General features: G+C 61.1%; 17 protein-coding genes. 5 read left to right on the top strand and 12 right to left on the bottom strand.

Annotation, left to right across the window (positions count from 1 at the left end):
• The first annotated feature begins 18 nt into the window (after window positions 1–18).
• Window positions 19–1347: a PLP-dependent aminotransferase family protein gene (locus tag FP026_RS14515; protein ID WP_149635325.1), complete on the top strand. Its 1329-nt coding sequence runs from the start codon at window positions 19–21 to the stop codon at window positions 1345–1347.
• Between the two features lie 9 nt (window positions 1348–1356).
• On the opposite strand, the gene FP026_RS14520 is transcribed toward FP026_RS14515, so the two are convergent.
• The 7 genes from FP026_RS14520 to FP026_RS14550 all read right to left on the bottom strand — a co-directional run bounded on the left by FP026_RS14520 (window position 1357) and on the right by FP026_RS14550 (window position 9420).
• Window positions 1357–2427 carry an acyltransferase family protein gene (locus FP026_RS14520; RefSeq protein ID WP_149635326.1) on the bottom strand — a complete coding sequence of 357 codons (1071 nt, stop codon included), beginning with the start codon at window positions 2425–2427 and terminating at the stop codon, window positions 1357–1359.
• A gap of 38 nt (window positions 2428–2465) precedes the next feature.
• A complete protein-coding gene (locus FP026_RS14525; protein ID WP_149635327.1) occupies window positions 2466–3281 on the bottom strand; it encodes a galactosyl transferase in 816 nt (271 codons plus the stop codon).
• 98 nt (window positions 3282–3379) lie between these two features.
• The gene (locus tag FP026_RS14530; protein ID WP_149635328.1) at window positions 3380–4867 is read right to left on the bottom strand and encodes a lipopolysaccharide biosynthesis protein; all 1488 of its coding nucleotides are present in this window, start codon (window positions 4865–4867) and stop codon (window positions 3380–3382) included.
• Window positions 4868–5093: 226 nt separating this feature from the next.
• Entirely contained in the window at window positions 5094–5723 is a 630-nt protein-coding gene (locus tag FP026_RS14535; RefSeq protein WP_149635329.1) for a J domain-containing protein, read from the bottom strand.
• A 346-nt stretch (window positions 5724–6069) separates the two neighbouring features.
• A complete protein-coding gene (locus FP026_RS14540; protein ID WP_149635330.1) occupies window positions 6070–7572 on the bottom strand; it encodes a DegQ family serine endoprotease in 1503 nt (500 codons plus the stop codon).
• A 261-nt stretch (window positions 7573–7833) separates the two neighbouring features.
• Window positions 7834–8490, bottom strand: coding sequence for a DUF2161 domain-containing phosphodiesterase (locus tag FP026_RS14545; protein WP_149635331.1), 657 nt, complete (start codon window positions 8488–8490; stop codon window positions 7834–7836).
• 33 nt (window positions 8491–8523) lie between these two features.
• The gene (locus FP026_RS14550) at window positions 8524–9420 is read right to left on the bottom strand and encodes a LysR family transcriptional regulator (protein ID WP_149635332.1); all 897 of its coding nucleotides are present in this window, start codon (window positions 9418–9420) and stop codon (window positions 8524–8526) included.
• 142 nt (window positions 9421–9562) lie between these two features.
• Between FP026_RS14550 and FP026_RS14555 the strand changes: the two genes are divergently transcribed.
• Both FP026_RS14555 and FP026_RS14560 read left to right on the top strand, forming a co-directional pair.
• Window positions 9563–10756: an MFS transporter gene (locus FP026_RS14555; protein ID WP_149635333.1), complete on the top strand. Its 1194-nt coding sequence runs from the start codon at window positions 9563–9565 to the stop codon at window positions 10754–10756.
• Window positions 10757–10783: 27 nt separating this feature from the next.
• Window positions 10784–11614, top strand: a complete 831-nt coding sequence (locus FP026_RS14560; protein WP_149635334.1) for an aldo/keto reductase — start codon at window positions 10784–10786, stop codon at window positions 11612–11614.
• A gap of 305 nt (window positions 11615–11919) precedes the next feature.
• Here the strand turns inward: FP026_RS14560 and FP026_RS14565 are convergent, their stop codons facing one another.
• The 4 genes from FP026_RS14565 to FP026_RS14580 form a co-directional block, all read right to left on the bottom strand.
• On the bottom strand, window positions 11920–12828 hold the full coding sequence (locus FP026_RS14565) for a sigma-70 family RNA polymerase sigma factor (protein ID WP_149635335.1): 909 nt from the start codon (window positions 12826–12828) through the stop codon (window positions 11920–11922).
• A complete protein-coding gene (locus FP026_RS14570; protein WP_149635336.1) occupies window positions 12825–13568 on the bottom strand; it encodes an SDR family NAD(P)-dependent oxidoreductase in 744 nt (247 codons plus the stop codon). Before FP026_RS14570 ends, FP026_RS14565 begins: the two co-directional genes overlap by 4 nt.
• Before the next feature lie 427 nt (window positions 13569–13995).
• Entirely contained in the window at window positions 13996–17250 is a 3255-nt protein-coding gene (locus FP026_RS14575) for a GH36-type glycosyl hydrolase domain-containing protein (RefSeq protein WP_149635337.1), read from the bottom strand.
• 176 nt (window positions 17251–17426) lie between these two features.
• A complete protein-coding gene (locus tag FP026_RS14580) occupies window positions 17427–19895 on the bottom strand; it encodes a glycoside hydrolase family 2 protein (protein ID WP_149635338.1) in 2469 nt (822 codons plus the stop codon).
• A 518-nt stretch (window positions 19896–20413) separates the two neighbouring features.
• On the opposite strand from FP026_RS14580, the gene FP026_RS14590 reads away from it, so the two are divergent.
• Together FP026_RS14590 and FP026_RS14595 are read left to right on the top strand one after the other, a co-directional pair.
• Complete coding sequence (locus tag FP026_RS14590; protein ID WP_149635339.1) at window positions 20414–22504, top strand: putative bifunctional diguanylate cyclase/phosphodiesterase; 2091 nt, start codon at window positions 20414–20416, stop codon at window positions 22502–22504.
• Between the two features lie 140 nt (window positions 22505–22644).
• Window positions 22645–23076: a VOC family protein gene (locus tag FP026_RS14595; protein WP_149635340.1), complete on the top strand. Its 432-nt coding sequence runs from the start codon at window positions 22645–22647 to the stop codon at window positions 23074–23076.
• A 61-nt stretch (window positions 23077–23137) separates the two neighbouring features.
• Here FP026_RS14595 and FP026_RS14600 read toward each other — a convergent pair whose 3' ends face one another.
• Window positions 23138–23968 carry an alpha/beta hydrolase gene (locus FP026_RS14600; protein ID WP_149635341.1) on the bottom strand — a complete coding sequence of 277 codons (831 nt, stop codon included), beginning with the start codon at window positions 23966–23968 and terminating at the stop codon, window positions 23138–23140.
• Window positions 23969–23981 lie beyond the last annotated feature (13 nt).

The raw sequence follows: 23981 nt of genomic DNA on the forward strand, positions 1-23981 counted from the left end.
ATTAAAAATGGTGCGAAAATGAGCGAAGACCGGGACGCGGAATGGTTTGCCGAAAAATTGAGCGATCGGACCATTCGTGGTATCGCGCTGGAGACAAGCGCGCTCATTCGCGCCGGCGCATTGCCGGTCGGCACCAAATTGCCGCCCATCCGCGACCTTGCCTTTGCCCTTGGCATAAGTCCGGCGACCTTGTCCGAAGCCTGGAGCGAGCTCAGGCGCCAGAAGATCATCAGCGGACGCGGCAGGAACGGCACATGGGTCAGCGGCGATCGCTTCGTCGCCAAGCCGGCTCGGCTTGCAAGCGTCGGTGACTATGGCTCCGACGCCCTGAACCTGACCGCCGCCGTTCCCGACGTGCGATTGCTGCCGAAGCTGGAGGCGGCGATGGCCTATGGGGCGTCGGCTGAAAATCTCAACAGCTACGAACGCAGCCGGATCTTGCCGGAGCTGGAGGAGCAGGTCAGGAAGACGTGGCCTTACGAGCCGGAGGCGTTCCTGGCAACCAATGGCGGCTATAATGCCGTCTATACCGTAATCAACGCCCTGGTCATGCCCGGTGCTGCCGTTGCGATCGAAGACCCCACAGGCATGCGCCTTCTCGATATTCTCGAGGATCGCGGTGCGCGCATCATTCCGGTGAAATGCGACGAGGAGGGGCCGCTGCCTTCGTCACTGGAGGAGGCGCTGCGGTATCGCCCGGTCGCTTTCATCTTCCAGCCGCGCATCCATTCGGTCACCGGCCAGAGCGTGAGCGCGGCGCGCATGGGAAGGATCGCCGAAATCCTTCGCGACAAGGATACATTGATCGTGGAGGACGATGGTATCGCCGATATCTCGACGGCGCCGCGCCATTCGATAGGGAATCTTTTTCCCGATCGAGTCATCCATATCCTGTCGTTTTCCAAAACGCATGGGCCGGATCTGCGCCTTGCCGTATTGTCGAGCTCACGGGCGATCATCGACCAGATCCAATCCTATCGCAGCTTCAGTTCTGGTTGGACCAGCCGTATTCTGCAGGCGGCCGCCGCCTGGCTGCTGCGCGATCCGGCGACGGCTGCCTGTCTCGATCATGCCCGGCAGGCTTATCGGCAGCGCCGGGCCGGCCTCATCGACGCGCTTGGCGAGCGCGGTGTCAATGCGCGCCATGGTGAGGGGTTATGCGCGTGGATACCGGTCTCGTCGGAGCCTTTTGCAATGGTAACGCTTGCCGCCAGGGGCATCGCGGTGCATCCGGGCGCCAAATTCTCCATTCTGCCCAGCAGCCATTTGCGCGTGGCGACGGCCAATCTCTCGGAGCGGCGCGAGGAGGTTGCGGATGCCATTGCACTCGCTGCCGTCCATGCGTGACGGGGAATGTTATCGGCTCGAAGTCGCGCCTATGCTTTTAGGTGCGTCTTTCCAGGGTGACGCATACTTTACCAGGATCGCGGCAAGCTTTGCCGAAAGGAGCGCAATCACGGAAATCGCGACGAGATAGATCGCGATGTAGATCGGCTGCGGCAGATGGATGTCGCGCATCAAATGCCCGTAGATCTCCGTAAAACCGCGATGGCACATGTAGATCGGGTAGGAGAGATAGCCGAGAAAGATGCCGAGCCGCTGCAGGCTGGCCGGCAATTCGAGCATCGTGCCCGCAAGGACGATGAGCGGCGAGATCAGGATGCAGAAGACGAGCGCATATTTCAGCGAATAGGTCGGAAGAAACAGCAAGGCTGAGATCGCCGCGATCGGCAGCAGGGCCGCATAGCTGTTCATGGTCCAGCCAAGCGCCGTGCCGTTTCGCAGCCGATAGATGATCATTCCAAGCGTGAAGGAGAAGAAGACGCGGGCAAAGCCGCCGTCCACCGAGCGCCATTCCCAGCCGAGATCGAGCGATTTATGGTAGAAGGCCGAGCCGATCAGCAGCGCCAGAGATGCGGCGGCAATGAGGATGAGGCTTCGCGTTTTCAGCCTGAACAGTGCGAGCGCGAATACGAGGTTGGCAAGCAATTCCCAGAAGAGCGACCAGGCCGGACCATTCAGCGGATAGAGCGCCCAGATGTCACCGGCCGATCGGGTCAGAAAGCTCGGCGAAGGCAGCATGAAAACCGTCGTGAGGATGCTTGCGGCAAGATCGGCACGCCCGACGCCTGCCGCCTGCCAATGCAGCAGCAATTGCACAAGGCCGTAGACACTGCCGATGAGGAAGAGCGGATAGAGGCGGGCATAGCGCGCCTTCATGAAGGCAAGAACGGTCATGCCGTCGGCGAGCTTTTCGCCGTAGGCTCTGGCGATCACGAACCCGCTGAGTACGAAGAAGAAATCGACCGCGATATAGGCCGATGGAGCATAGGGCCGATCGAGGTGGTAGACGACAACGGCGAAGGCCGCCAGGCCGCGCATCGCATCCAGGGCGGCGTATCTATGTTTCGTTGCGTCAGCCGGCATTGATCGAAACCTCGTTGAGCGGAAGGATTGCGCCGCAGCTATCCGGCGGCGCGCACGCCAAAGAACTCGCTTCTCAAGTTTCGATCGAGCGGACGCACCCGCGAAAGATTGCCCAAGAATTGACGGGGACTTGTGAGGACCGACCGGTTCAGGAAATGGGTCCTGATCAGGCCGGAGGATTTGCTGTGGGCGCCGGCATGGCCGACCCGATAGATCGCACCACGGAAGGGGAGGGATCCGAGCGGAGAGCCGGCATCGGCCAGCACCTTGCCGATGCGCACATGGCTGCCGAGCATGGTTTTGATGTAGTCGACCTCGGCGTCTGCGAAACTTGCCGGCAATCGGTAGAGATCCGAGCGGATGATCAGCGACGTGCCGCAGTAATTGGCGAAGTCGTTATGGTGCAGCAGCAGCCGGCCGCCTTCATTCCAGAGATAGCCGCGATCGATCTTCCAGCCGTTGGCGTTGGTATTTTTAGCGGCGAAGTCGACGATGTTGGCGCTGACGAAATCATCGTCGTCGACGATCATGAAGAAGCGGGTGTCGCGCGCCGAAAGCATGCCGCTCAGAACGCGGCGGCCCTTGTCCAGCCGGAATGCGTCATAGACCTTCTCCCGGTCGGCGCCATTGATGTCGTGGAGCTGGTTCGGCGGGAATGTGACGCGCTCCGCCGAGAAATTCGGCGGCAGATCGGGCAGATCGGCGCCCTCATTGGCAACCACGACACCGCGCCAGTTGCTGTTGGATTGTCCGGAGATCGAGGCGATCGTTTGTGACAGCCGCCGTTTCAGCGCGGGCCAATCATTGGAGTTGGCCTGGTGGCGAACGGGAATGATGAACGTAACCAATGTCATGATGCGCCTTTCCGACATTTGCCATTGCTATTGCGGTAACCGAAAATATCCATCCGGGATTTGCCGGGCTTCGATGTGCCGTTCGCCATGGCTTGCTACTATGCCTTTGCGCGGCGACCTTGCAGTGTCGTCCGCGCGAGGAAGAGGATCCTCTCCTTGCACAGGAGGAGGATAAGGCTCGAATAGGTAAGGCCGCCAACCAGGACTTCGCAGATGAGACGGGCTGCAAGCGACCAGTCGTACAAGGCCGACGAGGTTGCCAGCACCGCGACGAGCATGCCGAGATAGGCGGCTATCGGCCGCAGGAACTGGCCGAAATATTCCGCAATGCTGAGGCCGATCAATCGCGAGACCATCCACAGTGTCACCGGCCACAGCATCAGCACGCCGACCATGAGCCCGAAGACGACGGTCGCCACGCCATATTTGTGGAGAAGAAGAACGGTGAGGATCGAGACGACGTTGCGCACAAGCTGATAATAGAACCACCAGTCGGACCTGCCCTGGCTCGTGATCAGTGAGGCCTGGATGACACCTATCCCGGCCATCAGGCCGATCACGCAGAAGAAACGGACCGGCCAGATGGCGGCCGCCCAATGCGGTCCGAAGATCAGGGGAATGGCATCGTCGGCAACGGCTGCAAGTCCCATGAAGGCCGGGAAGGATACCAGAGAGCAACCGAAAGTCGCCATGAGGAAGGCTTCGCGCACCTTTTCCTTGTCGTGCTGCAGGGAGGAGAGAAGCACGTGGCTGACTGAATTCAGCCCGCCCGACAAGACATTATTGAGCATCTCGTAGAGCCGCCGGGCGAAATTGTAGATACCGAGAGCGGCAGGGCTCACCAAGGTGCCGATAATCAGCTGGTCGAGATTCATGGTCTGCAGGAAGCGGTTGCCCGAAGCATAGATGCCGTAATGCAGCAATTCGCGCAGGCTCGAGAGCTTGATCCTGAAACCCGGCAGCCATCTTGCCCCCCAGAATGCCGCGACGCAGGCGGCCGCCGGAGCTGCGATCTGGGCGATTGCAAGCGCCCATAGACCGAAGCCCGCGAAGATCAGCGCGAGACAGATGGACGCCGAGACGATCGTGGCGATCGCGGTCCGCGCCGCCGCCAGATGAAAGGACATCGTCCGGCCGATCAGGGCATTGGGGACGATGATCATCATGTCGAAGAAGATTTTCAGCCCGATGATCAGCAGCAGGGTGACGATCTCGTCATGTCCGACCCAATGGGCAAGATGGGGTGAAAGCAGGAACAGCGCGGCATAGAGGATGACCGCGGAGAGGAAGGAAAGCCAGAAAACCGTGTCGAGATGGCTACGCCGAATGGATTTTTGCTGGATCAATGCCTCGCCGAAGGCCGTCGGCCCGAAGCCGGCGGCAAAGCTGACGATGGCGAAGGCGAGCGCGACCAGGCCGAAATCCTGCGGCAGAAGAAAGCGCGACGTGACAATGAAGACTAGGCTGTTGAGGGCCGTCGGGATCATCGTGTCGAGTGCCGACCAGAAGGCGCCCCTCAAGGCGGCCCGCGACCGGTTTTCGCTCAAATGTTCAAAGACGATTTCATCCGCTTCGGAAATCAGCAAACATATACCTCGTCGTCCAGATCTCGGAGCCGGGATTCCGACGTCCGCAAATTGCCGTGCCGCTATTGCCCGATCGGCAGGACGGCTTACGGATGCTTGATCTAGGCCAGCCCCTCGATTTGTCTAGGGACGATTGTTGCATTGCAACATTGTGTTGCCAAAATGATCGCACCATCAAGGCAAACGCGAAATCCGCCCCTTCGGGACGACCCAAAAAGCACCATTGCTACTGTGCGGCGGAGCGGACCTGGGGCTCGTCCCATTCGATCTCGGGTGCTGCATCGAGCTCTTCTCGAGTTTCGTCCATCACGTAGAGATAGCCTTCGAGCATGTCGCAGGCACGTTCGCTGGCGCCGATCTTCGCTTCCGTTTCGCTGATGGCGGTCGCGATCGCCTTGATGCGGGCGCGCAGCATGTGGCCGACCACATCCTTGCCTGGACGCTTGCCAAGCCGGTCGAGGTGGAGGCCGATGCGGCTGGAATGACGCTCAAGCTCGCTTTTGCTGAAATTCGCCTTGCGAATTTCTTCGAGAAGACTGGCGCGCATCTTGGCGACCGGGTCGAAGGTTCCCGGTTCGCGCTCGTCGAGCACCATCTCGGTAATGAGTTTTTCGATGGCGACCAGCGCCTGCAGGTCGACGGCGTCGGTCAATTCCACATCATAGCCGGTATCGTCGAACACTTTGCGGCGCACGGGATCGAGAAGCAGCTGGTAGGCCTTCTGCAGCTTGGCAAAGGCCTCCGCGTCGCCGCCGGAATCCGGATGGGCTGCCTTCGCGCGCTTGCGATAGGCAACCTTGATCTGCTCTTCGCTCGCATCGCGCGCAACGCCGAGAATATCGTATGGATCAGTCACTCCAACTCCTGCCGCCGCTTATTCCTGTTTCGAGGCTCCAGCCGCTGATCTTGCCGGCGAGGTTTAAACTTGCCGCTGGGCTGTTTCAACCGGCCCCGGCGCTATTTGTACCATCAGAAAGGCAGAGTTTGGACAAAAAGAGTCCTATGTCAAAACCGAGCTGCCTCTTCTGTGGAAATTCAGCGTTTCAGATCGTTCGGCCGAAGAAGACGGTCGAGCATGCCTGCTTGAGCCGGTAGAGCGGGCAACGATAGGCCTTATGGAACGTCAGGGTCTTTTGATGACGCAACGGCAATCGGCCCGCTCCCTGGGAGGAAGCGGGCCGATCAGAAAATGCTTCAGCTTTTCAAGCGGCCGAGAACGGCACGGCAACGAAGGTCTTGTTACCATCGCGCTCGATCAGGAGCAGGACGGACTTGCGACCATCCTTGCCGGCCTTGGCGACGGCCGTCTGCACCTCATGGGCGTTGCGGACCGGCTGATCGTTGACCGAGACGATGATATCGCCGGTCTGGATGCCGGCTGCGGCAGCCGACTTGTCCGGGTTGACGCTGGCAACCACGGCGCCCTCGACGCCATGCGGCAGGTTCAACTGTTCACGAACATCGGGCGTCAGGTTGGCAAGACCGACCCCGATGCTCGGCTGGTTGGAGGGCTGCACCTTGCCGTCGCCATTGTCGTTGGCGGCCTGCTTGCTGTCGTCATTGCCGCCGATGGTGACATTGACGTCCATGCTCTTGCCATCGCGCCACAGCGTGACCGAGCGCTTGTCGCCGGGGGCGAGATCGGCGACGAGCCGCGACAGGTCCTTCGGTGTCTTGACGGCCTCGTTGCCGACCGCGGTGACGATATCGCCGCTCTTGATACCGGCGCGGGCAGCCGGCGTATCGTCATTGACGCTGGCGACGAGCGCGCCCTGGGTCTGAGAAAGGCCCATGGCGTTGGCGACATCGGAGGTCACGGGCTGGATCGCGACGCCGAGATAGCCATGATCGATCGAGCCGTTCTTTTCCAGCTTGGCGACGATGGCCTTGGCCTCGTCGGACGGAATGGCGAAACCGACGCCGACGCTGCCGCCGTTCGGCGAGTAGATGGCGGTATTGATGCCGACGACATTGCCTTCGCGGTCGACCAGCGGCCCGCCGGAATTGCCGTGATTGATCGGAGCGTCGATCTGGATGAAGTCGTCATAAGGGCCGCTGTGCAGGTCGCGGCCACGGGCCGAGACGATGCCGGCGGTGACGGTCGTGCCGATACCGAAGGGGTTGCCGATCGCCAGAATCTGGTCGCCGAGCTTCAGCTTGTCGGAATCACCCCAGGCAATGGTCGCGAGCGGCTTCGGGGCCTGGATCTTCAAGACCGCAAGGTCGGATTTGGCGTCAGCGCCGAGCAGCTTGGCGGGCAATTCGGTACCGTCATCGAGCGTCACCTTGATGTCGACGGCGTTCTGGATGACGTGGTTGTTGGTGACGATGACACCATCGGGGCTGATGATGAAACCGGAACCGAGCGCCATGGCGCGCTGGCTCTGCTGCTGATGCGGCGTCTGCTTCGGGAAGGGGATGCCCTGGTTTTCGAAGAATTGCCGGAACTGCTCGTCCATCGGCGAATTGCTGCCGTCGGCGCTGGTATCGGTCGCCTTCATCGTGGTCGTGACGGTAACGACAGCCGGCTTGTCGGCGTCGACGATCGGAGCGAAAGAGCCGCCGGGCGCGATGATGCCGGCAGGCTCGGCTGCAGCGGCGACGGTAGCGGACGTGCTGAAGGCAAAGGGCAAAGCACCGGCGCCGACGATAATGGCGGCGCCTACGAGGGCGGCAGTGCGATGTTTGCGGAGAAGAGATGACATGGCAGAAGTCCCTTGCGAGGTCGTTGGCGAATTGGCGTCTTGTCCATGTCCGGGACAGGCGTCGGATTGGGCCGCGCCAATTCGTTTCGGGAGCCTTTGTTTCCCTTTACTCCGGGATGCAAAGTATAAATCTGAATTGGCGCTGACGAGTAATATGATCCGCCAACTAACTTTTACAAATTAAATATTGATCATGTTTTTATTGCAAAAATTTTAGACATTACATAAATTTAATTTTGTTCAGCCGGAATTTTTCCACATTCAGCTTTGCTGTGCCGGCCATCTCTTGAGGGCTTCTGCTCCCAGTTCCGTTAGCGCGTAAATGCCGCGGTCGATGCGCTCGAACCAGCCATAGACGTTATCTCTCAGAATTTGCGGCGCTTTCGGTGCTGCTTCCCGCATGTCCTTGGGGCGCTGCATACCGTTTTCGATCGCGGCGGCGCAGGCAAGCGCCTGTTGCCTGTAGGCGGTCATGATCGGCTTGCGCGTGCTGCCGCCAAGGGCCGGGTCGCCCTTGCGCCGGCGATGTTCCTCGACAAGGCGTGACCTGCGGCGTACATTCTTGCGGGGCATCGGCGAGACGGGGCTGACGACGATGTCCACGACATCGCTGTCCGATACGGCGAGCATGCCGAAGCCGAGCCGGCGGCAAAGATCGCGGAAGCGGCGGTCGCCCTCACGTCCCTTGCCCCTTGCCGAAACGCGCGCGGCGATCCAGACCTCATCGCTGGCCGCAGCCCGATCGACGGCCTGCAGGATGAGTTCGAGATTGAAGCTCATCTTCAGCTCGCAGATGACGACGACAGGCGGCTCGTCGTCATTCAGTCCCACGAGGTCGCAGCCGCCGATCTCGCCTTTCACGGCATAGCCGGCCGCTTCGAGAAATGACTTGATCGGGAGATAGAGCGCCGTTTCCAAATCCGCCTCCGGCCTTTGAATATCCGGCCTGTTCTATCCGATTCGGTTAACCAGAAAGTCGATAAAGGCGCGGATGCGGGCGGCCAGATGCTCATGGCCGGCATAGACGGCATGGATATGCTCGATGTCTTCTGGATTGAAATCTTCGAGGACGGGCACGAGCCTGCCGGCATCGAGATCCGGCTGGACGTGGAATTGACCGACGCGGGCAAGGCCCATTCCCGCAACGCAAAGGCTGCGAACGGTCGGGCCGTTGTTTGCCTGGAGGTTGCCCTGCACGGTTTTGACGAAATGGTTGTCGCTCTGCGGATCGCGAAAGGGCCAGCCTTCGGCGGTCGGGCGAAAGTTGAAAGTCAGGCAGTTGTGATGATCGAGCTCATCCGGCGTTGTCGGCCGGCCGTTTTGCTCGATGTAGGAGGGGGCCGCGACGATGATGCGGCGGCTGTCCATGAGTTTGCGAGCTTTGAGCGAGCTATCCCGCAAGATGCCGGCGCGAATAGCAACATCGGCCCGCTCGCCGACGATATCGATGACGCTGTCGGTGAGTGAGATGTCGAGTTCGATCTCGGGATAGCACTCCAGAAAATCGGGAATGATCGGCACCAGACAACAAACCCCGAAGGCGACGGAGGCGCTGACACGCAGCGGGCCGCGTGGCACCGTGGCGCCGCCTGATGCCACGATCCGCTCCGCTTCCTGAATATCGGCCAGGATCGTTCGTGCCTTTTCGAGATAGATTTCTCCCTCGGGCGTCAATTGCAGCGAGCGGGTGGTGCGAACCAAGAGGCGAGTGCCCAGCCGCTCTTCCAGCCGGGTGACGAGCTTGCTGACAGCCGAGGGTGAAAGGCGCAGCTTGCGGCCAGCCGCCGAAAAGCTGGCGAGGGTGGCCACCTGAACGAAGACATCCATCTCGCCGGCGCGATTGTCCATTTGCAACTCATTCTTTTGAATTCAATTCACAAGTGTTGAGTTGATATAGCCGATTATCGTTCGAATGTCGCTACGCCATATTCTTCCCGAACAAGAACTCGCGCATCCGCAGCTACCGGGTGCCATTTGATCGGATGATCTCATGCCTCTGGCTCTCTTTGCCTTGACGATCGCTGCCTATGCGATCGGCACAACCGAATTCGTCATCGTCGGCCTTTTACCCACCGTGGCGAACGACCTTCACATCAACCTGCCGCTCGCCGGCCTCATCGTCAGCGTCTATGCGCTCGGCGTCACTTTCGGCGCGCCGATCCTAACCGCGCTCACCGGCCGCATCGAGCGCAAGCCGCTGCTGCTCGGTTTGATGGCGCTGTTCATTGTCGGCAACGGCATGGCGGCCTTGAGCCCGGGCTATGCGCCGCTGCTCGTTGCGCGCGTGCTTTCGGCCTTTGCCCATGGCGTGTTCTTCTCTGTGGGATCCACGATTGCCGCCGATCTCGTGCCGGAAAACCGCCGCGCTTCCGCAATCGCCATGATGTTCATGGGCCTGACCGTCGCCATCGTCACAGGTGTTCCGCTCGGCACCTTTATCGGCCAGACTTTCGGCTGGCGCGCGACCTTTGCAGCCGTCGCAGGCCTTGGCATCATCGCCTTTATCGCCATCCTGCTGCTTCTGCCGTCCAGCCTGAAGAAGGCGCCGCCGGCAAGCATCGGTGAGCAGGTGCGCGTACTTGCAAGCGGCCGGCTGCTGATCGTCTTTGCCATGACGGCGCTCGGCTATGGTGGCACCTTCGTCGCCTTTACCTTCCTCGCCTCGATCCTGCAGGAAGTGACCGGCTTTGCCGCCTCCGCCGTGAGCCTCATCCTCGTGCTCTACGGTATCGCTATTGCCATCGGCAACGTCGTGGGTGGCCGTCTTGCCAATGGCAATCCGGTCCGCGCGCTGACGTGGCTCTTTGTCGCTCAGGCTCTCGTGCTTGTCCTCTTCAGCTTTACGGCAGTCTCGCCCTGGCTTGCCATCCCGACGCTTGCGGCGCTTGGCTTCCTGTCCTTTGCCAATGTTCCGGGCCTGCAGCTCTATGTCGTCCAGCTGGCCCGGCAGGTTCGCCCCGCCGCCGTCGATGTCGCCTCGGCGCTCAATATCGCTGCCTTCAATCTCGGCATTGCCGCTGGCGCCTGGATCGGCGGTCTGGTGGTGGAATCCTCTCTTGGCCTTAGCGCCACGCCCTGGGTCGGCGCGATCCTGGTCGTCGCTGCCCTGGTGCTGACCCTCTGGAGCGGCGCGCTCGACCGCCGCTCGACTGCCGTGACACAGGCGGTTTCCTCCGCCGCCTGATCAAACCTTCAATCGAAAGGATCATTCATGAAAATCGTCAGCGCCAATGGCGCATCCATTCCGGCCCTTGGTTTCGGCACCTTCCGTATGCCGGGTCCTGATACAGAACGCATGGTCGCGCATGTTCTGGGCAATGGCTATCGTCACATCGATACCGCCCAGATCTATGGCAACGAGGCCGACGTCGGCGACGGGATCCTTCGTTCGGGCATTGCTCGCGGCGATTTGTTCCTGACCACCAAGGTCTGGATCGAAAGTTATCGGCGCGATGCTTTCATTGCCTCGGTGGATGAAAGCCTGAAGAAGCTGAAGACCGACTATGTCGATCTCCTGCTGCTGCACTGGCCGAACGACGCGGTGCCGCTGGCCGAGCAGATCGGCGCATTGAACGAGGTCGCAAAGGCAGGCAAGGTTCGCCATATCGGCGTTTCCAACTTCAACCGGGCCTTGATGCGCGAGGCGGTTCGGCTCAGCGACCTGCCGCTCGCCACCAACCAGGTGGAATATCACCCCTATCTCGACCAATCGCCTATCCTCGAGACCGCCGCCAGCCTCAGCATGTCGGTGACCGCCTACTACGCCATGGCGGATGGCAACGTGCTTTCCGATCCGGTGCTGCAGGACCTTGCCGGCCGGCACGGCAAATCGATCGCCCAGATCGTTCTGCGCTGGATCGTGCAGCAGGGGTTGATCGTCCTCTCTAAAACCGTGTCGGAAGCCCGCGCAGCGGAAAATGCCGCCATCTTCGACTTTGCGCTTTCGCAGGATGAAATGGCTGCTATCCACGCACTCGCACGGCCGAGCGGCCGCATCGTCAGCCCCGACGGTCTGGCGCCGGTCTGGGACGAAGCGGCTTAACGCTCACAGCTCAGTGAAAAAGGGAGCCGCTCGGAAAGGGCGGCCGCTTTCCAGGCGGCGTTAAATACGGGCTCTTCGAGATTCTCTGAGGAACAGAAAAATGGTCGGGAGCCAGGCCTCCTCATGAGAATAGGATTCCTTGTTCCAAAGTCGTCCTAGCGAAATGCCTGTCCGCGATTTTTGGCCCCAAACACCTCATTCGGGCAATCAGTTTGGCGGCGACCGCTTGTCGCGCGAAATTGCCCAGAGGCCTCGGCCGTTGGCGCATAGCGGACCGCGACAAAGCTCGTCTCGACCAGTATCGGTCACCGCGATGCGGCCGGCATGACATTAGCACCATCCATGACATAAGTCGCATAACGATGGTCGCGGATCAGGCTTATCTTTTGCCCCCGCCATTCGAGCAGCATGAAATAGGAAGGACCGCCCGACGGCTCGGCCGATACAAGCAATATTTCCCGGCCTTCCAGCCAGGCCGGTTCGATCCTGACCGGCGGATATTCGGCATAATAGGTAAAAAATCGACCGACGTCGGCGGCACCCGAGATTTCCGGCCGTCGCGCCTGGCGAAGCCGAACGTCGTCGGCCAGCAAGCGACGCAACGCGTCCCAGTCTTGGGCGTTGAAGAGCGCTGCAAAGTTCAGGGCTTCGGGACTTGGCAACGGCGCAACCTCGGACCGCACGTCGGAGATCGCGCGCAATCTTGCCCGACCGCGCGACAGATGGGCCTTGACGGCATCGACACTCAGTTCCAGCAGCGCTGCGATATCCGCAAGCGACTCTCCCAGCACATCCTTGAGGATCACCGCGCTGCGTTGCGGCACCGGCAATTCTGCAAAATGACCCAGGGCAACCCGCACCGTGTCCTGCCGAATCAGCGCGTCCTCCGGGCCGGCGGCGCTGATATCGGCCAGATCAAAGGCCATCTCAAGCGGCTCCGACCGGCGCGTACTGCGCTGGCGCAGGGTATCTATGGCTCGATTGTGGACGATGCGAAATAGCCAGGGTCGCAGCGGCGTGCCCGGCGGGATCGAGCCAGCCGTCGCAAATACCCTGGCAAACGCGTCCTGAATCACGTCTTCGCCGTCGATCACCGAACCCACCAGACGAGCAGCATAGCGATGCAGCTGTGGGCGAAGCGCATCCGCTTCCCTGGCCAGGTCTGCGAGCAGAGTTTTCCTCTCTTCGGCCCCGGGAGCTGCATCTTCCGTCATTCGATGACCGTCACACCCGTATCCCCACGCACGGCATAGACCATGGCCTCAGCGAGGCCCGTCTTGCCGATCAGTTCGGCGACCGTATCACCGAAAGCCCGCGGCGTCATGTGCGGCCAGGTGGCGGCCTGTTCGGCAAATGTCCGACCCGCCTTCGCGGCATAGGCCCGGATGCCGGTATCGCCCACACCGGTTCCAACGAACATCTGCCGGGGAACGATGACCCTGAACCGCAAACCCAGGCCAAGTTCCGCCGACAAGCCATCGGCATATTTTGCAATGAACCACTGCGCGCGCTTGGCGCCGGCATAACCTCCCGATAGCGGCGACCCCTGCACGGCGGCTCCGCTGGAGACCAGGGCGACGAGCCCACCCGGCGCCATTGGCAAGGTCAGGGCCGCCTGTACCCAATGCAGCGCGGCCTTGACGTCTACATTCCAGTTGGTCGTGAATGCCTCCCAGCCAATGCGGTCGATCCGCTCCATGGGCGGTTCCGCACCGGCATTCATGATGACGACATCAGGTCGCGTCTGCTCCATGATCCGCCGCGCCGCGTCGACATCAGTTGCATCAGCCGATATGGCGGTGACGGCCGCTTGCTCAGCCGGCCCCTGCACGGCCGTCGCGTTTCGGGCAACCACGGTGACTTCGGCGGCGCGAGCAACGAATGCCTCGGCGAGCCCTCTTCCCAAGCCGCGGCTTCCGCCGACGACCACAATTCGCTTTCCTTCCAGATCCATTTCTCAATCCTCGTTCGGGTCGGTTTCGACCGCACGACGACGGTCGCAACAACGACGTTTCAAGGAGGTGAAAAGAGTCATCGCCATCTGCGATTCGTGGAAAGCCGGCGTCAAAAAAGTCTGACTAGACCGAATGCCGCCGTGATTGCTGTCGTCAGCCTCGTGCACGAACTGTCTGATCCTCCACATCTGCGGGGGATCCCGGAGTTCGGGCAATGCGGGTTCTTGCAAAAGCTGACGTTCACTCCCCGGAAGGGTTGGGGCAATAGAAGCTGCCTTGGATCGTCCGAAGAAATCTGCGGCACGAGCAATACTCCCGATAACCGGCGTTATAAGGAGTATCGCTAAAGATGGTTCTCACGATCCCACATTTACTTTAGTGGCTGGGCTCGGAGGCTCCCTTTTGTTTGTTTTGATGAGGTCAAGCCTAGAAGTCCAGCTTGACCTCGCAGGCGCCGATCGAAGCTGGCAATAGTGGCTTGCGGATACGCTGGCCGAATTGCCGCTTGAAGCCGAAGACATTGCCGATCAGGCTTTTGGTATAGAGACCGGGACCGCTCGAATAGATGCGCCAGCCGCCGTCGACGGCGATATCGCTGGCCTTGACGCGCGCCCATTCCGACGATGCGTGATAGCGGTCGTCGAAGGCCGCGTCGCTGCTGCTGAAATAGGTGTTGCGCTGGCGGAGCGACGCATGTTCCAGCCGGCCGCTGACGGCGATCGGGTTGGCGAGTGCAAGCGCCTGCCACACGGCCTCCGCATCGTCGTCGAGGGCAAGGGCCTCGCAGTAGCGCAGATGCGCGTGCACATACATGAGCCCGATCTCGCGACCGAAGAAGGACGAGGACTCGGCGCGGCGGAAGAGCTTTTCCGGACCGCCCGAGTAAGTCGCCGGCTTCTCCATCAGCCGGACGCCGTCCGGGAACAGCAGGTTCTCGCGGATGAGCTTCATGTGGGCATGGCGCTGATCCGGCGTGAAGAGGCCGCCGATCATCGGCTGCGTCATCGCGATCAGCGAATAATGCAGGCCCGTGCGGGTATCCTCCGGATGCAGCAGCAACTCGACGCCGTCATGGCTTGGATCGAAGACGCCGTAGCCGGCAACAATGCCGTCGCGCATCAGGAGTCGGTTGAAATCGGCGCGCATGGCGACGGCGGTCGCCTGAAGTGACTGCGCTTCCTCGTTGCGGCTGGCGAGCGTCAGGATGTTGGCGTAGCGCACCAGCTGCTCATAGAGCAGCGATACCGTCCAGCTGCTCACCATCCAGTCGCGCAAATGCGGATCGGCCGGCTGCAGGCTGTCGTTCCAATCGCCTTCGCCGTAGCGAATGAGGCTCGTGCCCGGCACGAAACGGCTACGCACCGTTTCCAGCAGCTTTTCGACATGATCGGAGATCGTCGCGTGCTCCGAGGTCAGCTGCATCGTGTCGTCGGCGCGCCACGGAACCGTTTTGGAGAGGAAGGTGATGTCGCCGGTCGCCTCGATATAATCGCAGAGCGCCTTCAGCGGCCAGACGACGATGTCGCCATGCGCTTCGCCGGCACGGATGTTGGCATAGGGCTCCAGCATGAACCATTGCGGCCAGTCGCCGCGATCGCGATACTGCTCGGAAAAGAGCGTCGAGAGGATCTGCCGGACCTCTTCGTCATGCTCGTAGGCAAGCAGGAATTCGATCGGCCCCTGGCAGACGTCGCGCGTTCCCCAGGCAGCACCCGTATATTGTTCGAGCCCATGCGGCACGCTCAAATGGACGATGGCGTCATGCGCGATCCAGGGCAGCATCACTGCTTGCGCCGCCACATCGCGGCCATCGCCTTCGATGCGCGCGTTACGCGTTACATGGCTCCAGAAGCGTCCTGCCGGTGCCAGCATCTCCTCGCTTTCGACGCCGGCGCTATAGCGCGCAGCAAGGGCTTCGGCCGCATCCGGATCGGTCATCGAACCTGTGACGGCAAAGCGCAATGCCTTCGTCGGGCGCGATTTCAGCGCGACGAACGGACCGTTGCGGGCCACGCCGTCGCTATAGAGCAGTTCGTCGCCGCCAACGGCTTCGAACGCATCCGGGGTCGAAGTGACGAGGTGATAGCCGGCCTTCGGGTAACGATCCCAGAGCCAGGATGGCTGCGGCCGGAAGGAGATGCGCTTGCCCGCCGTATCGACGGCGATGTTCGCCACGGCCTCATAGTCGCGTTCGCCGAGGACGATGTGGCCGAACACGAGGAAGCGGCAGGCCTCGCCTTCCACCGAAACGCTCCATTGTATCGCCGGATCGTCGCCGGAGGCGATTGCCGATACTGAAATGGTGCGTCCGGGAAGGCGGTAGATCCAACGTGTATCGCTCAAGCCCATCTCGAATGCCGCAGGTACACCAAGCAGGCGCCAGCCATCACCGAGATCGACGAGGATGCGCAGGCCGCTCGACCGCGTCAGGTTGTATGGGTCGCGGGAAACGGAGAACAGCTTGTGGAAGGACGTGTTGCCGATGGTCAGCTGCGCGGCGAAGATGCCCTGCATCCAGCAGGTGGCAGCCAGCGTCTGATCGTCGAGCAGCATGTTCTGCCCGCTGCGGACGATGGCGCCATGGCGGCGGGCCACAAGCCGCTCCTTTTCACGGAGAACAACGTGTCTGTTGTGCGGCCCATCCTGCACGAAGAAAGAGATGAGTTTTCCGTCCGCATGTTCTTCCAGCATCCGCTCGGGGTAGAGCGTATCGATCGTGGCTTGATCGAGGTCGTCGCTTTCGGCAAGGGGCGCGTCCTGCAAGAGACTGCGCGCGGACTGCGCGGCCGATATCGTGTCTACCACGAGCTCGTTCCGAAGCTTCGGCAGGCCATCGAGATGGGCGAGGTCGGCATCGCTGGACGCGGCCGGATGATCGGCGATGAAGAGACCGAAGAAGGTCGTCGTGGTGGTGTCGCCGGCTGCGAGCGCAAGCGGCTTCGACTGGATCGCCGGGCAAGCGACCTCGTGCTGGCGGCGTGTGCCGGGCAGGCTGTCGCCAAAGTCTGGCACCATGACGCCGTCGTCGCGCTTGGAGGGCACGAGGAGCTGGATTGCATCGGTCGCGTAAGCCGCCACACCCTCGAGGCAACCCTGTGCGAGCCAAGGATTTCGCCCGCCACCCTGCTTGAGGTTCTGGCGGTTCATGATGACGGGACCGAAGGCGGCGTGGCTGGCGATGTGATGATCGATATATTGCGAGGCATAGGCTTCGCTGTTCATCAGGAAACCGCGATCACCGAGACCGACATCCTGGAGAAGGACGAGATCGGCCGAAATGGTGGCGCTCGTGCTGTTCAGCAGCGACACCTGCCAGAACCATGCGGTCTCACTCGGGTGCAGCCGCAGGCTGACCGTATGCTTCACACCGGCCGTCTCGCCGCTCCACGAAAAGCCACTCTCGCCGTGGCCGAACTGCACTGCAGCCTTTGGCCCTACGATTTCGGCCGTCTCCGGCTTCGCACCGCCGATACGCAGATAAAGCCGGCCGATGCCACCATAGATGGGCGAACCGAGCACCTGGTTGATCATGACGCCACCCTGCTGGTCGGCAAAATCGATCGAAAACAGCGTGCCGTTCGGCAAGACCGAGGCCGAAAGGCCGGCGGTGTTGCCGAGCGTGATAAGGCCGAGTTCTTCGCGACGGGGCGTTTGAAAGCTACGATTGGAGTCCGAGGACATAAGCGGTGTCTCGCTGATTCATGGATCGGATGAGGGGCACTAGATCATATGGCGGCGCCTGATCATAGGAGGCAATTCGTCATTCACCCGTGCAATCTTTTGTGACGGTTTACAGCAGATGCGAGGTCCGATCCGGCGCGATGCGCCGGATCTTTTCCGTGGGAGAGCGCCCGGTTTCAGTGGTGCGGAGGCTCGGCGACCTGGTTGGCCGTGCGGAGGACGGCCGACAGATCGGCGTCGTCGAAGGCTTCCTTCGAGATGCCTTTGATCTTGAACGTCCTGCTTTCGCCGGGCGCGAGATTGATCAGCATATCGTCGACTTCGGCATTCGGGCTGATGCGATCGACGAACAGGCAGATATCGCGCAGGAGCGACTGCGCCGTGATGGTGACCGTAATGCCGTCCGTCGTCTGGGTGCTCTCGATGTCAAAGCGGGGCTGTGGATATTGCAGCTTCATATCCTTCTCGAAGAACCACCAGGCTTCGGCATCGCCAAGGCGCGCGCGCAGATATTCGCGGCGCGGATCGCCCGGTGTCGCGACCTCGGCCGGGATCTCGATATCGGTATTCTCGAAGCGATCGCAAAGGATGCGCCAGACGTGATGGCGGGCAAGCAGTGTGCCGTTGAAGTCGAAGCGTTCGACCGTGAAGGGCACGCGCCAGAACAGGGTTGCGTCATTGGCTGCGACTGCGGCCAGGCCATCGCCGCGCGGCTGGATGGTGAGAAGATGCGGCGCATAGCTATGCTTCAAGGCATACCAGAGCGGCTTCTTCCTGCCGGCGCCGTCGATGGCCGCCCAGGAGGTCACCGGCCAGCAATCGTTGAGCTGCCAGACGATCGTGCCCATGCAGGTTGGCCGGTGCGAGCGCATATGGCCGATGCCGTAGCTGATCGCGCGTGCCTGGTTCAGCTGAGTGACGAAGAGCCAGTCATCGAAGTTTTCCGGCGGTGGGAACCAGCCCTCCAGCCCCATCAGCAGCTTGTCGTTGCCGGTTGTTGCCTTTTGATGATGCAACACGCCCGGCGAGGCCGGCGCCCGATCCTTCTCACGAACGGATTGGGCAAGGGTTGCGAAGGTCGGCGGTGCCTGCCATCCGAATTCGGAGCAGAAGCGCGGAATATAGTCGCGGTAGGCCTCGTAGCCCACCTCGTTCCAAACATCCCAGATGTGCTTGCAGCCATGCTCGTCCGCGTTCGGCGCGATCTCCATGGAACCGGAATAGGGGCTGCCCGCCCAATAGGGCCGGGTTGGATCGATCTCGGCGACCAGCTTCGGCAGGAGGTCGAGGTAGTAGCCGGCGCCCCAGGGGCGATTGCCGAGCACATCCTGCCAGCCCCAGTCGAAATAACCCCAGATATTCTCGTTATTGCCGTTCCAGATGACCAGCGAGGCGTAGGGCATGAGCCGTGCGATCGCCTCGCGCGCTTCCGCCTCGATCTCGCTGTAGACGGGCTCTTCTTCGGGATAGGTGGCGCAGGCAAAGAGGAAATCCTGCCAGACCATGATGCCGGCGGCATCGCATTCCTCGTAGAACGTATCGGTCTCATAGATGCCGCCGCCCCAGACGCGCAACATGTTCATGTTGGCATCGCGGGCCTGGGCAATCCTGTCGCGATAGCGCTCGCGCGTCACGCGCGGCAGGAAGCAATCGTCGGGGATCCAGTTGGCGCCGCGGGCAAAGACGGGCACGTCGTTGACGACGAGAGTGAAGGCGGAGCCGATCTCATCGGCTGTCGTATCGAGCCGCACGGAACGGAAGCCGACGCGCCGTTTCCAGCCGTCGAGTGATGCACCATCCGAGCCGAGCAGCTGCAGGTCGAGATCGTAAAGCGGCTGGCCGCCCATGCCATGCGGCCACCAGACCTGCGGATTGTCGATGCGGCATTCGATCAGCGCGTGGGTCTCGCCTTGTGCGACGCGCACTTCCACGCGCTTGCCGCCGATGGAGAGGACGAGCGCCACGCTATCCGTGCCCTTGTCGGCCCATTCGATCTCGACATGCAGGCGGGCAACGCCCTGGCTGCCTTGCAGCGTGATTTCCGGGCGGATACTGCCGAGGCGCGCCTTCGACCAACTCTCGATATGGATTGGCTTCCAGATGCCGGAGGTAACGACGGTCGGACCCCAGTCCCAGCCGAAATTGCAGGCCATCTTGCGGATGAGATTGCCTGGGCCGGGATAATTTTGCGGGATATCAGCGGCGCTGCCGAGCTGCTTGCGTACCTCCTCGCCATGCTCGTAGGCCGATTGGAAATCGACGATCAGCTCGTTGCGACCGTTTTTCAGGTGGTTGCCGATATCGAAGCGGTAGCTGCGATGCATGTTGCGGGTTTCGCCAAGCGGGGCGCCATTCAGCTCCAGGCGTGCCGCCGTGTCGAGCCCGAGGCAGGCAAGATCCACGCACTCGGCATCCTCGCCGTCCCAGTCGAAGGCCAGACGATAGCGCCAGGCTGAGCGGCCGATCCAGTCCTGCGAGATTTCGTTGACGTCGAGATAGGGGTCGGTGATCAGCTGTGCCGCCATCAGGTCGAGATGCACGTTGCCCGGCACTGCGGCGGGGACCGAATTGGGCAGGGCCGGTGCGCTTGAGGGTGCGCGAGGGCGCGAGAGCGTCCAGCCGGTGTCGAGCGTCTGTCTTTTCATGTCATGCGTCCGTTATGAAATGGATGTCTCAAACAGCCTTTGGCGTGATGAATTGCCGGCCTGCCTGCGGATGGCGGTTCATGCGATAGACGTAGGCGATTCGGTCGCGTTGTATCAACGCCTTGATGATCTCACTGTGTTCAATATAGGCGCCGTCTATGGCCCTGCGAGAGCGCTTTGCCCTCCATGAGCCGCTGCAACAATGGCCGCAGAATGCCATAGGCTTGTGACAGGGTCCGATTGCCGGTTAAGCAGTTGAGACGTCAATGAGGCTCGAAGCTGAGCTTCTATCTTTTGATCGGCAGCGAACGATATGGTTCTGATCCTTCAAGGCGATGTTTGCGGGACCTTTCGTCTGTCGGTCGGCATCCGATAAGGGAAAGTGATCGGTTGCATATTTGATGGGCTGTTTGCTTAAAGTTTAAGCTGGCTTAGGATTTTGATTTTATTTAAGTTTTTCGGTCATAAATCGTCAATTCGCAGATCTTAGAACACGAATTGGCAAGGTCGATCTTCCTATGAACTCCGTTTGGCTCGATGCCCCGAACGACGATTTTCGATCGCTTTTCAAGACGCATCCGTCGCCGATGTGGGTCTATGACCCGCAGACGCTGAGATTCCTGATCGTCAACGATGCCGCCCGCGATCTCTATGGCTATAGTCACGCTGCGTTCGCGGTTATGACCGTACTCGACATCCGGCCGTCCGCGGAGCGGGAGCGCATGCTGGACGCGGTGCATCAGCGCACCGACATGGAGACAGCGCAGCGCTGGACGCATCTGAAGGCCGATGGCGAGACATTCGAAGTTCTGACCTACGGGCGGGAAATCCGCTTCAACGGCAGGGTGGCAATCCTGGCGATCGTGCAGGATCGCACCGAGGTCAATGCCGCGCGACGGCAAGTAGATGCCACCCAATCGCTGCTCGACAGCATCGTCGACAATCTCCCCGTCGGCGTCTTTGTCAAGGACATGGAGAGGGATGGCCGCTTTATTCTGTTCAACGAGGCATGTGGCAGCATTGTCGGTCACTTGGCACAGCATGTGCTCGGCAAGCCGGAGGGAGCCATATTTTCCGATGAGCAGGCGGCGATTTTCCGGGAGCAGGACAAGCTTGCCTTCGAGACCGCGGCAACCGTCTACTTTGAGGAAACCATTCACACGATGGATGGTGCCTTGCGCATCCTGAAGACCGCGAAGCGGGCGCTTCCCGCGCCGACGGGGCAGGCACCGCGCTATATTCTCGGCATTTCCCAGGATGTGACCGAGGAACGCAGCGTCGAGGCGAGGCTTGCGCATCTCGCCATGCACGATTCCCTGACCGGCCTTCCAAACCGGGCCTTCTTCTCCGAGAACATCGTGCGGCAGGTGGCGGCTGCTACGCCAGAAAAGCCGATTGCGCTGCTCTACATCGATGTCGATCATTTCAAACATATCAATGACAGCAAGGGACATGCTGCGGGCGATATGCTTTTGCGCCAGGTTGCCGAACGCCTGCAGCAGCTTGCGGAGAGAAACGATCTGGTGGCGCGCCTGGGTGGCGACGAGTTCGCGCTGGTTCTGCGGATGACGGATGTCGGGCGCGCCCAGCGCTTCGCCGATTTGCTGCTGCTGTCGCTTTCGGCACCCTTCGACCTTGATGGTGTCCGCGAGCACGTGACATGCAGTATCGGCATTGCCGTGGCGCCAGAACATGGCAGGGACGCCGATGTCCTTATGCGGGATGCGGATTTGGCGCTCTATGCGGCCAAGAGCAGCGGCCGCTCGACCTACCGGTTCTACCAGACCGAGATGCGGCTTGAAGCGGAACGGCGCCACCAGCTTACTCTGGAGCTTCGGGAAGCCCTGCAGAACAATGAGTTCGAACTCCACTATCAGCCGATCATCCGGCTGGACGAAGATATTCTCTCAGGATTCGAGGCGCTGATCCGCTGGCGTCATCCCAGGCGCGGGCTCATCTCGCCGGCCGAGTTCATCCCCGTTGCCGAGGAGACGGGATTGATTGTGCCGATCGGCGACTGGGTGCTGCGGGAAGCTTGCCGGACTGCAGTGGAATGGCCCGAAAAACTGAAGGTGGCCATCAACTTGTCCGTCTATCAGTTCCGTCATGCGAACCTGCTGGCCACCGTCGTCTCGGCACTTGACGAGACCGGTCTTCGCCCCGGGCGTCTGGAGATCGAGGTTACGGAATCCATCCTGCTCTCCGAGGTCGAGCAAAGCCTGTCGCTGTTGCGCGCGCTGAAGGAGCTTGGCATTCGCATCGCCATCGACGATTTCGGCACGGGCTATTCGTCGCTCAGCTATCTGCGCGCTTTCTCCTTCGACAAGATCAAGCTCGACCGCAGTTTCGTCGCCGGCATGGAGGCCGATCCCGGCAATCTCGCGATCGTGCGGGCCGTGGTCGGCATAGCCTCAGGCTTCAATGCGGTAACGCTTGCCGAAGGCATCGAGACGCAGGCGCAATTGGCGAAATTGCGGGCCGAAGGCTATGATGAGGTGCAGGGCTTCCTGCTGGGGCGTCCGATGTCGCGCGAGGATGCTCTGATGCGAATTCTCGGTGAGACCCGGCCCAGGCGCGCTTTGTACCCCCGAAAGCCGGCGCATGGATGACGCGCGAGAGGGCTGAGCAGACCAAGCCCAGAAAAATAAAAAACTTCAACAGCCACTGTCGGAAGCCGTGATTGCGCAACGTCCTTGGAACAGCCCATCGATAAGGGCGGATATGCAAAACCGTTCCCAAGGAGACTTATATGACCGATGCAACAGAACAATCGCAATCCCAGCAGCCTCGCGTGCCGGTTCGTGGCGGCGTCGTGGCCTATCTGACGGTGGACGGCGCCACGAAGGCTGCCGAATTCTACAAGCGCGCCTTCGGTGCGGAGGAAGCCTTCATGTTTCCGGTCGACGAAAAAGGCCGGACCATGCATATCCATCTCTATATCAACGGCAGCTCGGTGATGTTGGGTGACGCCTTTCCCGAGTACAGCCATGCGCTGGAGAAGCCGCAGTCTTTCGTGATGCAGCTCGTCGTGGACGACCTCGATAGCTGGTGGAAGCGCGCCGTCGATGCCGGGGCCGAGGTTGTTGTCGAGCCGCAGGTCATGTTCTGGGGTGATCGCTGGGGCCAGCTGCGCGATCCATTCGGCGTTCTCTGGGCGATGAATGCGCCCGTCGAAGGCTGACAATACAATGCCCTCGGCTTCGAGAGTGTCGAGGGCATTTCCCGCGGAAACCGGAAGATTGCTATTCCGCAAGCAGGGTTCGCGTCAGCGGATGATCGGCGTCGATAAGGCCGTCCAGGATCGAGTAATGGTGCTTGTCCGGCTCGACTACGACCGCCGTTGCCGCCCCGAGCCCGGTCCAGATATTGGCGAGGAGCGCATTCTGGCGGATGAATTCCGCGCGCTCGGCACCCCCGACCCAGCAGGTGAGGCGGACGGTCTCAAGCGGCTCCAGCAGGGCTGGGCTTTCGGCTCTTGCCTCATCGACATCGATGCGAAGCTGCTCGTTCATGGCGCGCTTCATGATCGGGCGCAGGTCGTGCACGCCGGAAATGGCAAGTACGTGGCGGACGCGCCTGAGGGTGGCCTCGCTGAGCGGCGATGTCGTCGTCATCATGCGGGCGACAAGCTGGCCGCCGGCCGAATGGCCCGTCAAAATAATGGGGCCGTCGACCAGCTGGGCAGCAGCCGTAATCGCTGCCGCGATCTCCCTGCCGATCTCGCCGATGCGATTTTCCGGACAAAGCGTGTAGGAAGGGAATGCGACGGCATAGCCGGCCGCAATCGAGCCCGCGGCAAGATGCGACCAATAGCTCTTGTCGAGCTGGAGCCAATAGCCGCCGTGGACGAAGACTACCAATCCCTTCGGCCGGCCTTCGGGCAGGAAGAGATCGAAGCGATTGCGCGCCGACGGGCCATAGCCAAGATCGAGCTTTGCCCGTCCGGTCGAGGCTAGGCTGTCGCGGAAGACTTTGGCCGGCTCGACCCAGGCAGTCGGCCATCTGTCACCGTCGACGATATAGGCGCCGTTGGTATAGGCGCTGTCCCAATCGGTGACCTTGAAATAGCTCATGTCCAGTTCCTCT

It is taken from the genome of Martinezella tropici, assembly GCF_008370325.1.
GTDB lineage: Bacteria > Pseudomonadota > Alphaproteobacteria > Rhizobiales > Rhizobiaceae > Rhizobium > Rhizobium tropici_B.

Excerpts from the sequence above, each read along its gene's own strand:
- FP026_RS14555 (WP_149635333.1), top strand. The coding sequence starts at position 9,563 with ATGCCTCTGGCTCTCTTTGCCTTGACGATCGCTGCCTATGCGATCGGC.
- FP026_RS14575 (WP_149635337.1), bottom strand. The coding sequence starts at position 17,250 with ATGTCCTCGGACTCCAATCGTAGCTTTCAAACGCCCCGTCGCGAAGAA.
- FP026_RS14565 (WP_149635335.1), bottom strand. The coding sequence starts at position 12,828 with ATGACGGAAGATGCAGCTCCCGGGGCCGAAGAGAGGAAAACTCTGCTC.
- FP026_RS14590 (WP_149635339.1), top strand. The coding sequence starts at position 20,414 with ATGAACTCCGTTTGGCTCGATGCCCCGAACGACGATTTTCGATCGCTT.
- FP026_RS14540 (WP_149635330.1), bottom strand. The coding sequence starts at position 7,572 with ATGTCATCTCTTCTCCGCAAACATCGCACTGCCGCCCTCGTAGGCGCC.
- FP026_RS14525 (WP_149635327.1), bottom strand. The coding sequence starts at position 3,281 with ATGACATTGGTTACGTTCATCATTCCCGTTCGCCACCAGGCCAACTCC.
- FP026_RS14600 (WP_149635341.1), bottom strand. The coding sequence starts at position 23,968 with ATGAGCTATTTCAAGGTCACCGATTGGGACAGCGCCTATACCAACGGC.
- FP026_RS14595 (WP_149635340.1), top strand. The coding sequence starts at position 22,645 with ATGACCGATGCAACAGAACAATCGCAATCCCAGCAGCCTCGCGTGCCG.
- FP026_RS14560 (WP_149635334.1), top strand. The coding sequence starts at position 10,784 with ATGAAAATCGTCAGCGCCAATGGCGCATCCATTCCGGCCCTTGGTTTC.
- FP026_RS14550 (WP_149635332.1), bottom strand. The coding sequence starts at position 9,420 with ATGGACAATCGCGCCGGCGAGATGGATGTCTTCGTTCAGGTGGCCACC.
- FP026_RS14520 (WP_149635326.1), bottom strand. The coding sequence starts at position 2,427 with ATGCCGGCTGACGCAACGAAACATAGATACGCCGCCCTGGATGCGATG.
- FP026_RS14580 (WP_149635338.1), bottom strand. The coding sequence starts at position 19,895 with ATGAAAAGACAGACGCTCGACACCGGCTGGACGCTCTCGCGCCCTCGC.
- FP026_RS14515 (WP_149635325.1), top strand. The coding sequence starts at position 19 with ATGAGCGAAGACCGGGACGCGGAATGGTTTGCCGAAAAATTGAGCGAT.
- FP026_RS14570 (WP_149635336.1), bottom strand. The coding sequence starts at position 13,568 with ATGGATCTGGAAGGAAAGCGAATTGTGGTCGTCGGCGGAAGCCGCGGC.